The sequence below is a fragment of the Actinosynnema sp. NPDC059797 genome (assembly GCF_042732085.1).
Classification (GTDB): Bacteria; Actinomycetota; Actinomycetes; order Mycobacteriales; family Pseudonocardiaceae; genus Actinosynnema.
This window is the reverse complement of the sequence record NZ_JBHWIE010000301.1, coordinates 1-8,745: the sequence shown is the minus strand read 5'-3', so window position 1 is coordinate 8,745 and position 8,745 is coordinate 1. Positions and strand designations below refer to the sequence as shown.

Genomic DNA, 8,745 nt, shown 5'->3' with positions numbered 1-8,745 from the left:
TCCACGCCCACCCCCCCCCCGGCCCGCCCCCCCCCCCCGGCGCCCCCCCCCCGGCGGCGTGAGCGGGCCGCCCCCCCCCCACCCCTCCCGAGGTCGGCTAGACGTAGACCGTGTTGGGCTCCAGGCCGCACAGGACGCGGCCGTAGGTCTCGGTGTTGGTGTCCGGGTTGATCAGGGCGTGCAGGTTGACCGCGTTCATGTCGTTGACGATCCGGGGCAACGGGCTCTTCTTGTCGAAGATGGCGGAGCCGCCGCTGGCCGAGAACAGCACGTCCACGGCCTCCTTGGCGAGCCTGGCCGCCTGGCCCCAGTCGACGCGGACCTGGGTCCGCTCCTCCAGCTTCCACGGCTCGCCGTTGCGGCACTTCTCGTCCACCAGCGCGGCGCACCGCTCGGCGTGGAACCGGGCCGCGTCGATCTTCAGCTTCGCGGTGCCGACCTGCACGTGGGTGATCGGCGCCTCGCCCTGCTTCTCGTAGAAGGTGTAGGTGATCTTGCGGTCGGGCAGGCGCTCCAGGAAGACCTCCAGCGCGGCCTCGGCCAGGCCGATCGGGGTGCCCGCGCCGGACGCCGCCGCGACCAGCGAGGTCGGCGTGCGGTACATGGGCGAGTCCGCGTTGGCCTGGGACAGCGACTGCGGGATCATCGCCGCCGACATCGGGATGACCCGGTGCTGCGGCACGAACACGTCCTTGGCCAGCGTGGTGATGCTGCCGGTGGCCTTCAGGCCGGAGGTGTGCCAGTCGTCGACCAGCTCCAGGTCGGACATCGGCACCAGGGCCATGATCGGCTCGGGCTCGGCGTCCGGGCGGATCAGGATCGCCGCCACCTCCTGCCAGTGCGCGTGCAGCGCGCCGCTGGCGAACTTCGACGGGCCGTTGAGGACGATGCCCCCGTCCACCGGCGCGGCCATGACGCTCGGCGTGCTGGAACCGCACACCCGGACGTCCTCGGTGGCGAACACCTCGTCCTGGGCCTCGTCGGGGAACATGCCGGTGATGTAGGTCGGGGTCCAGTACACGCCGATCGTCCAGGACAGCGACCCGTCGGCGCGGGCGAGGTGCGCGCCGATGTCGATCAGGGTGCGGGTGTCGGTCTCGTAGCCGCCGTACCGCTTGGGGCGGCGCAGCTTGAACAGGCCGGCCTCGGCGAGCAGGTCGATCGCCTCGGGGTGCAGGCGCCGGTTCTCCTCCATCCAGGCCGCCTTCTCGCGGAGGACCGGCACCAGCTCGGCCACGCGGTTGACCAGTTGCTCTCGCGTAGGACTTTCCACGGTCGGCACCATCGCTTTCTTCGCTCCTTGAGGGCCTAGATGAGGTCGGTGTTGGGCTCCAGGCCGCAGCGGACGCGGCCGTAGAGCTCCAGGTTCGTGTTGGGGTGCAGGACACCGTGCAGGTTGATGGCGAGGACGTCCCGCTCGATCCGCTGGATCGGCACGTGCGAGTAGATCGAGGACCCGCCGCTGGCGGTCTTGAGCACGTCCACGGCCTCCTTGGCGAGCTGCGTGGCCGCGCCCATGTCCATCCGCGACACGGCCCGCTCCTCGGTGCTCCACGCCTCGCCGGCCAGCGTCTTGGCGTCGACGCGCGCGGCCACGCGGTGCACGTGGAACGCGGCCTCGTCGATCTTCATCGCCGCCTCGGCCACCTGGAGGTGGGTCAGCGGCGCCTCCTCCTGGCGCTCGTAGCGCGTGAAGGTGATCTTGCGGCCGGGCAGGCGCTCGAAGAACAGGTCCCACGCCGCCCGCGCCACGCCCAGCGCCGGCGCGCTGCCCACCGCGGAGGCGGCCGGCGAGAACGGCGCCTGCCAGACCAGCGAGGCCGCGTTGAGCCGGGACCGGTGCTCGCCCGCGGTCAGCAGCGGGACCATCCGGATCACCCGCTCGTCGGGGACGAACAGGTCCTCGGCGAGGGTGGTGACGCTGCCCGTGGCCCGCAGGCCGGCGGTGTGCCAGTCGTCGACCACGGCCAGCTCCGAGGCGCGGACCAGCACCGTGATCGGCTCCTGCGCGCCGTCCTCGTGCGCCAGCACGGCGGAGTGGGCGAACCAGCCGCCGTGCAGGATGCCCGAGCAGAACGCCCACTTGCCGTTGAGCACCACGCCGCCCGCGGTCGGCGTCGCGACGCCGGTGGGGCTGACGCTCAGGCCGATCCCCACGCCGCCCATGTCGCCGTAGATCTCGTCCTGGGCCTCGTCCGGGAGCAGGCCGGCCAGCCAGCAGCCGTTCATCCAGGCGTTGAACACCCAGCCGAGCGAGCCGTCACCGCGGGACAGCTCGGCGATGACGTCGACCACGGTGGCCATGTCCGACTCGTAGCCCCCGTAGCGCACCGGGACCCGCAACTTCAGCAGGCCGGCGCCGTCGACCGCCTCCAGCACCTCCGGGTGCAGGGCGCGGTTCTCCTCCATCCACGCGGCGTGCCCGCGGACCAGGTCCACGAGGTCCGTCGCCCGGCGGACGATGTCCTGCCGCGCCGGCGACCCGGTGATCGTCATCTGCGCTCCTCGGTACGGTGAACTGCACACGTCTCCCGCTCGTCCCGGCGGTCCGCGCCGGGGTTGGCCACCGGTCGCACCGACAACCCTGTCCCGATCCGGCGTCGGGCACATCTCCGAGGTTGCCCACACCCTTCCCGGGCAAGAGAAAACCCACCGTCCGATGAGGACGGTGGGTGGTGGGAGGGCGGTGTTCTAGGACCAGATGTAGCCGTTCGCGACGACGTTGCGCGCGACGCCCTCGTAGGCGGAGGGGTCGTCCGGCCGGGCCGTGCCGAGGCCGTCGACGTACCGGTTGAACATGCAGAAGGCCGCCGCGATGAGCACGGTGTCGTGGATCTCCAGGTCGGTCGCGCCCGCCGCTCTCGCGGCGCCGACCAGCTCGGCGGTCACCTCGCGCCCGGACCGCTGCACCGCGTCGGCGACGGCCAGCAGCGCCCTCAGCCTGGCGCCGATCGGCGCCGTGCCCGGGTCGGCGCGCACGAGCCGGACCAGGTCGGCGCCACCGTCGAGCTGCGCGGCGGCGAACGCCGAGTGCGAGTCCCGGCAGAACGAGCACTCGTTGAGGCCGGACACGCGCGCGGCTATCAGCTCGCGCTCGCCCCGCGACAGCGAACTCGGCCCGCGCAGCAGCACCTCGGCCAGCTCGTTGAGCGGTTTGGCCGTCTCCGGCCGGTAGCGCAGCAGGCCCGCGATGCCCGGGTACTCCTCTTCGTCCACGCCCAGGTCGATGTGCGCCACGCCGGTCACCCCTCCCCCGGCCGGGAGCCGCCGCTACCGGGCATGGCCGCGCAGCGCGAGCAGCGTGCCGCCCGTCGTCAGGCCGAAGAACACGTGGCCGAACAGGCTGACCCACTGGGCGTCGCCGACCACGAGCACCATCCCGCTCATCGCGGGGTCGGCCGTGACGGCCAGCCACAGCGGCATGACCACCAGCGCGCCCACGACCCACCACGCGGCCCCGTAGACCAGGCTCAGGCCGTAGACGGGCACGACGGCGTCGGGCAGCCGGCCGCTCAGCGCGCCGAACAGCGCGCCGGCCAGGGCCGAGATCACCAGGTGCACGGCGAGGCCGACGAGGGCGTCGTCCACCCCGATCAGCAGGCCGACCAGGGGCAACGTGCCCATCCCGGCCATCAGCAGCCCGAACACGACGCCGCCGGCGAGCCCGGCGAGGGCGCCCTGGCGGACGCGCGAGCCGGGCGCGGCGACCGGTGGCGCGGCGGTGGACGTGGGCGCAGCGGTTGTCGCGGACACGATCAACTCCTCGGTCAGTTGTAGGGCATGGTGGGGAACCAGCCGAACCCGAACATCGACGGCACGCGCAGGTCCCAGTACACGAGCAGGAAGACGCCGAGGGCGATGAGCAGCGCGGCGCTGACCGCGGTCGTGCGCGGCGAGCCGCCCGCGAACCAGCGCAGGAACCGCCCCCGGGTCACCAGGGCCAGCACGACGAACACGGCGACGGCCAGCAGGACGTTGCCGAGCGACTGGAGCACGAACGCGCCCGCGCCGTACAGCGGGTTGCCGGACTCGACCGCCGAGCGGAACAGCTTGATGAACAGCGGGTAGGGCCGGCCGACGAGGAACGCGCCGACCAGCGCGCCGAGCACCACCACGCGGGCGGCGGGCCGGCCGCGGAACGGGTCGCGGACCACGCCGAGGGAGGCCAGCCCCAGGAAGGCGAAGGCCAGGCCGACGACGCCGAACACGACGGAGGACTGGAGCAGGCGCACCGGCACCTGCCCGACGGTGGCGCTCGACAGCTGGGGCAGGCCAGGCCCGATCAGCACGCCGACCGCGCCGTAGAGCGCCGACACGCCGACCACGCCCGCGGTGAACAGGCCCAGCGGGCGCAGCAGCGGCCGCACCGACCCGGGGGCCGCGCCGGAGGCCTGGCCCATCGGCCCGACGGACGCGGCCATCGCGATGTTGCACGCGGTGAACGTGCCCGCCAGGCCGGAGACGAACGCGAACGCCAGGCCCGAGGCGACACCCGCGATGGACATCGCGGAGGCGTCCTCGCCGAGCAGCGCGCCCGCCACGTTCGCGCCGATCACGTGGTCGACGAACTCGTAGGACCACAGGACGGCGAGCAGCACCCCGGCGGCGGCGCTGCCCGCGATCAGCCTGCCCCGTCCGGCGTGCCCGTCCCGTCCGGTCGACGGCTCGACCCCTGTCGCGCTCCGGGCGTGGGCCATGGCGTTCACCTCGCTGCGTTGGTCGGGCGGTTCCGGCCGTCCCACTGTCCGCCGGGCCGCGCCCGCACGGCTACTCCCGCTGTGCTGTCCTGCGGTCGAAGCCGGCGGTCACGGCCCGGCGGTCACGGCCCGGCGTGCGGAGGGCGCCCGGTCAGCGCCCGCGGACCCGCCGGGGCGACACGGCCCCGGTGTCGACGAGCCACCGCACGGTGTCGGCGACCGTGTCGGCGAACGGCCTCGGCTTGAGGTCGAGCGTGCTCGCCGCCGGGTCCACCCGGACCGCCGCGCCGACCGTGGCGATCGCCTCGTGCTCGGCCGGGACGTGCCACGGCCAGACGGGCTGGACCAGGTCGGTGAACCGGCCCACGGGCCCCATCAGCCCCGCGGGCAGGAAGACCGCCGGCAACGCGCGCCCCGAGGCCCGCCGGACCGCGTCCACGTACTCCCGGGTGGTCAGGTGGTGGCCGGGGCCGAAGTGCGCCCCGGTGACCCCCGGGTCGAGCAGCGCGGCGTGCAGCACCGCGGTGTCCCGCACGTCGCCGATCTGGAGGCCGCCCGCCGGCCACACCGGCATGATGCCGCGCAGCGTGTCCCGCAGCCGCCGCACCTGGTCGCCGAGCCTGGGGTCGTGCGGCCCGAGGAGGGCGGGCGGCCGGCTGATCACCACCGGCGCGCCCTCCTCCTGGTGCCGCCGCGCGATCCGCTCCGACTCGGCCTTGGTGGCCGCGTACGGCTCGCGCGAGGAGCCGACGGGCGAGTGGTCGCCGATCACCCGCACGCCGGGGCCGAACAGGGCGGCCGTGCTCGACACGTGCACGACCCTCCCCACCCCGGCGCGGCGGGCGGCGTCGAGCACGACCTCCGTGCCGCGGGCGTTGGTGCGCCGCATCTCGGCGCGGCGGCGCCGGTCGAACGAGTACACCGACGCCGCGTGCACCACCGCGTCCGCGCCGCGCACGGCCGCGGCGACCGACCGCTCGTCGGTCACGTCGCCGAGCGCCGCGTCCACCGCGCCGGGCGGCACCTCCAGCGGCCGCAGGGCCGCGTCCACCGCGCTGCCCTCGCGGACCAGCAGGCGGACCCGGTGGCCGGCGCGCACCAGCTCGGCCACCGTGTGCGCCCCGACGAACCCCGTACCCCCGGTCACGGTCACCAGCACGTCCCCGCTCCTCCCCGCTCGAACCGGCCCACCGTCAGACCCGGTGGAACGCGCTGCCGTAGAACAGCAGCGCCCCGTCGCCCTCGCCGCGGCGGCAGTCGAGCACCTCGCCGACGAAGATGGTGTGGTCGCCGCCCTCGTAGCGGTGCGCGAGCCGGCACTCCAGCCAGGCCAGGGCGCCGCACAGCAGGGGCGCGCCGCTGTGCGGCCCCTCCAGCCACTCCACCGCGTCGAACTGGGCGGCGCCGAGCGGCCTGCGCTTGTCCGCGAAGTGCTTCGCGGTGTCGCGCTGGTCGGCGCCCATGATGGACACCGCGAACCGCTCCGCGCCGTCGATGGCGCCGTGCATCACCGCCGACCTGGCCACGCAGCACAGCACCAGCGGCGGGTCCAGCGAGACGGACGTGAAGGCGTTGGCCGTCATGCCGTGCACGTGCTCGCCACCGACCGTCAGCACCGTCACCCCGGTCGCGAACAGGGACATGGCCTCCCGCAGCGAGGTCTGCTCCATGGTGGACGTCGACTGCCTCACGGTCATCCCCCCAGCCCGGCGCGCGCGAGCACCGGGGTCTCGGCGTAGGGCGCGAGCGCCCGGCGCAGGTCCTCGGGCACCCGGGCGGGCACGGTGTCGGTGTTCGGGCCGCGCATGCACGCGATCCGCTGGCGGCCCTTGGCGACCAGCACCTCCTGGCCGCCGGTGACCTTGACGTAGTCGAAGCTGAACTGGACCTGGGTCTGGGTCAGCTCCTCCAGCCGCATCCGCACCGACAGCTCGTCGAACGCGGTGATCTCGGCGACGAACTCGCACTCGACCTTGAGGGTGAACAGCTTGAGGTCGTCGCGGACCTCGTCCAGCACGGACGGCGCCTTCTCCTTGAGGAACATCTCGCGGCACCGGCCCTGCCAGCGCAGGTAGTTCACGTAGTACACGTTGCCGACGAGGTTGGTCTCCTCGAAGCCGACGGTGTGGCGGATCTCGTAGTAGCCCGGCACGTCAGTCCTCCTTCCCCACGAGCACCGCGAACACCACGGGCTCGGTCCGACCGTCCACGGCGGTCACCCAGGTGGCGACCCGCGCGTCGCCGGTCGACAGCACCGCCCAGCCGTCCGGGTGGACCCGGTCGACGGTCAGCGCCTGCGTGGTGGACCCGGTCTTGCGCAGGCACTCCAGCGCGCCCCACACCCTGGTCCCGGCCACGTCCGCGGACTCGCCCGCCTCGCCGGCGAGCAGGTCCCGCACGGCGAGCAGGTCCCGGCCTAGCAGCCCGGCCCAGTCGTCCGCGCCGCGCGGCACTGCGGTCTCCACGTCGACGGCGAGCGCGCCGCCGGCGGCCACCGCGGCGAACGTCAGGCCCGCGCCGTGCGAGGCCGACACCGAGGCGCCGTCGACCTCCGGCCTGCCGTCGGGCCGGTAGCGGACCTCGACCGGCCGGTCCAGCGCCCGGCTGAGCGCCAGCGCCGTCTGCGCGCGCCGCTCGGCCTCGACGCCGGTCGGGTCGGGTTCGACGACGACCGCGCGGCTGCCGCCCAGGACCCGCTCCAGGGAGCGCTCCAGGTAGGAGCCGAGCATGGTCGGCGTCCACGGCCCGGCGCCGTCGCGCTTGCGCACGGCCCGCAGCACCAGGCCCTCCCAGCGCTCGACGAGCCGGCCCTGCGGGTCGCGCACGTCGAGGTCGTAGGTGTAGCTGTCGCCGTCCTGCGAGCGCTCGCGGGCGTCCAGGACCACGTACTCGGCGAGCTGGTCGACGGGCGCGGCCAGGTACAGCCGCTCCACGCCCTCCGGCAGCAGCGTGGCGTCGGGGACGCAGCACTGGATGGCGTGCATCATCACGTCCCGCGTGCCGGGGTCGGCCAGCAGCCGGTCCTGCGGCAGGAACGGGGCGAACCAGGACGCGGTCGGCGCGGTGGCGACCTCGGCCACCGCGTGCCGGGCCGAGGCCCGCCGGTAGCCCTGGAGTCGCTGGAACCGCTTGCCCTGGAACAGCACCGAGCCGTACAGCTCGGTGACCGGGTCGACCGGCACGGGCGGCAGCGCGGCGGTCCCGTCGACGCGGTCGCCGGGGATCTCCGGCCGGGGGAACCGCAGGCGGGCCCGGAAGTGGTCGGCGGAGAAGCCGGTGTCCTCGGCGCGGATGACCACGTCCACGGTCTCCGCGTCGCGGGCCAGCGCCGCGAGCCGCACGGTCAGCGAACCGCCGGGGCGCACCACCACCGGCCGCAGGAACCGCACGTCCTCCAGCAGCGGTGGCGCGTCGTGCCCGGTGAGGGCGGCGGCGACCTGGGTCATGGCCTCCATGCCGATGACGGCCGGGAACAGCAGGTCGCCCTCCAGCAGGTGGTCGCCCAGGTACGGGTCGCTGCGGTCGGACAGCTCGGCCTCGGTGACCAGCTCCACGCCCGGGTAGTGCACCACCACGCGGTCGACGAACCGGGTCAGCGGCAGCTCGGCGCGCTCCTGCTCCAGCGTCGGCAGGCCGGCGGCGCGGCCGGACACGACGAGCACGGGGCCCGCGCCCGGGTCGGCCAGCACCTCGCGCAGCACGGCGATGCCCGCGTCCGTGGAGATCGGCGTGATGCCGTCGCGCATCAGCGCCTCCACCACGCCCAGCCGCTCGCCCATGCCCGCGCCGGACCAGACCGACCACTCCAGCGCCAGCACGCGTGCCGCGGGGTGCTCGCGCCCGAACCGGACGGTCAGCTCGGTCAGCCAGTCGTTGGCGGTGGAGTAGTGCGCCTCGCCGCGCAGCCCGGCGCGGCCGATGATGCTGCCGAAGGTGATCAGCAGCTTCACCCGGTCGGCGTCCACCGCGGACAGCACCGCCTCCAGGCCCGCGACCTTCGGCGCGAGGGTGGCCCGGAAGTCCTCCTCGGTCAGGCCGGTCTGCGCGC

The 8,745-nt window shown here is 74.4% G+C and carries 9 protein-coding genes; all 9 read right to left on the bottom strand.

The window, feature by feature from the left end; genetic code table 11:
• Nucleotides 1–97: 97 nt before the first annotated feature.
• Nucleotides 98–1,285 carry an acyl-CoA dehydrogenase family protein gene (locus ACFV4N_RS35080; RefSeq protein ID WP_499676962.1) on the bottom strand — a complete coding sequence of 396 codons (1,188 nt, stop codon included), beginning with the start codon at nt 1,283–1,285 and terminating at the stop codon, nt 98–100.
• A 23-nt stretch (nt 1,286–1,308) separates the two neighbouring features.
• Nucleotides 1,309–2,496: an acyl-CoA dehydrogenase family protein gene (locus ACFV4N_RS35075; protein WP_499676961.1), complete on the bottom strand. Its 1,188-nt coding sequence runs from the start codon at nt 2,494–2,496 to the stop codon at nt 1,309–1,311.
• A gap of 195 nt (nt 2,497–2,691) precedes the next feature.
• Entirely contained in the window at nt 2,692–3,237 is a 546-nt protein-coding gene (locus ACFV4N_RS35070; RefSeq protein WP_499676960.1) for a carboxymuconolactone decarboxylase family protein, read from the bottom strand.
• A 33-nt stretch (nt 3,238–3,270) separates the two neighbouring features.
• Nucleotides 3,271–3,753 (bottom strand): hypothetical protein, encoded by a 483-nt coding sequence (locus ACFV4N_RS35065; protein WP_499676959.1) that lies wholly within the window; start codon nt 3,751–3,753, stop codon nt 3,271–3,273.
• A gap of 14 nt (nt 3,754–3,767) precedes the next feature.
• A complete protein-coding gene (locus ACFV4N_RS35060; protein ID WP_499676958.1) occupies nt 3,768–4,697 on the bottom strand; it encodes a hypothetical protein in 930 nt (309 codons plus the stop codon).
• Nucleotides 4,698–4,848: 151 nt separating this feature from the next.
• Entirely contained in the window at nt 4,849–5,856 is a 1,008-nt protein-coding gene (locus tag ACFV4N_RS35055; RefSeq protein WP_499676957.1) for an SDR family NAD(P)-dependent oxidoreductase, read from the bottom strand.
• A gap of 34 nt (nt 5,857–5,890) precedes the next feature.
• Nucleotides 5,891–6,394 (bottom strand): flavin reductase family protein, encoded by a 504-nt coding sequence (locus ACFV4N_RS35050; protein ID WP_499676956.1) that lies wholly within the window; start codon nt 6,392–6,394, stop codon nt 5,891–5,893.
• The gene (locus ACFV4N_RS35045; RefSeq protein ID WP_499676955.1) at nt 6,391–6,849 is read right to left on the bottom strand and encodes an acyl-CoA thioesterase; all 459 of its coding nucleotides are present in this window, start codon (nt 6,847–6,849) and stop codon (nt 6,391–6,393) included. Before ACFV4N_RS35045 ends, ACFV4N_RS35050 begins: the two co-directional genes overlap by 4 nt.
• Nucleotide 6,850: 1 nt before the next feature.
• A partial coding sequence (locus ACFV4N_RS35040; protein WP_499676954.1) for a polyketide synthase dehydratase domain-containing protein occupies nt 6,851–8,745 on the bottom strand: 1,895 nt, incomplete at its 5' end.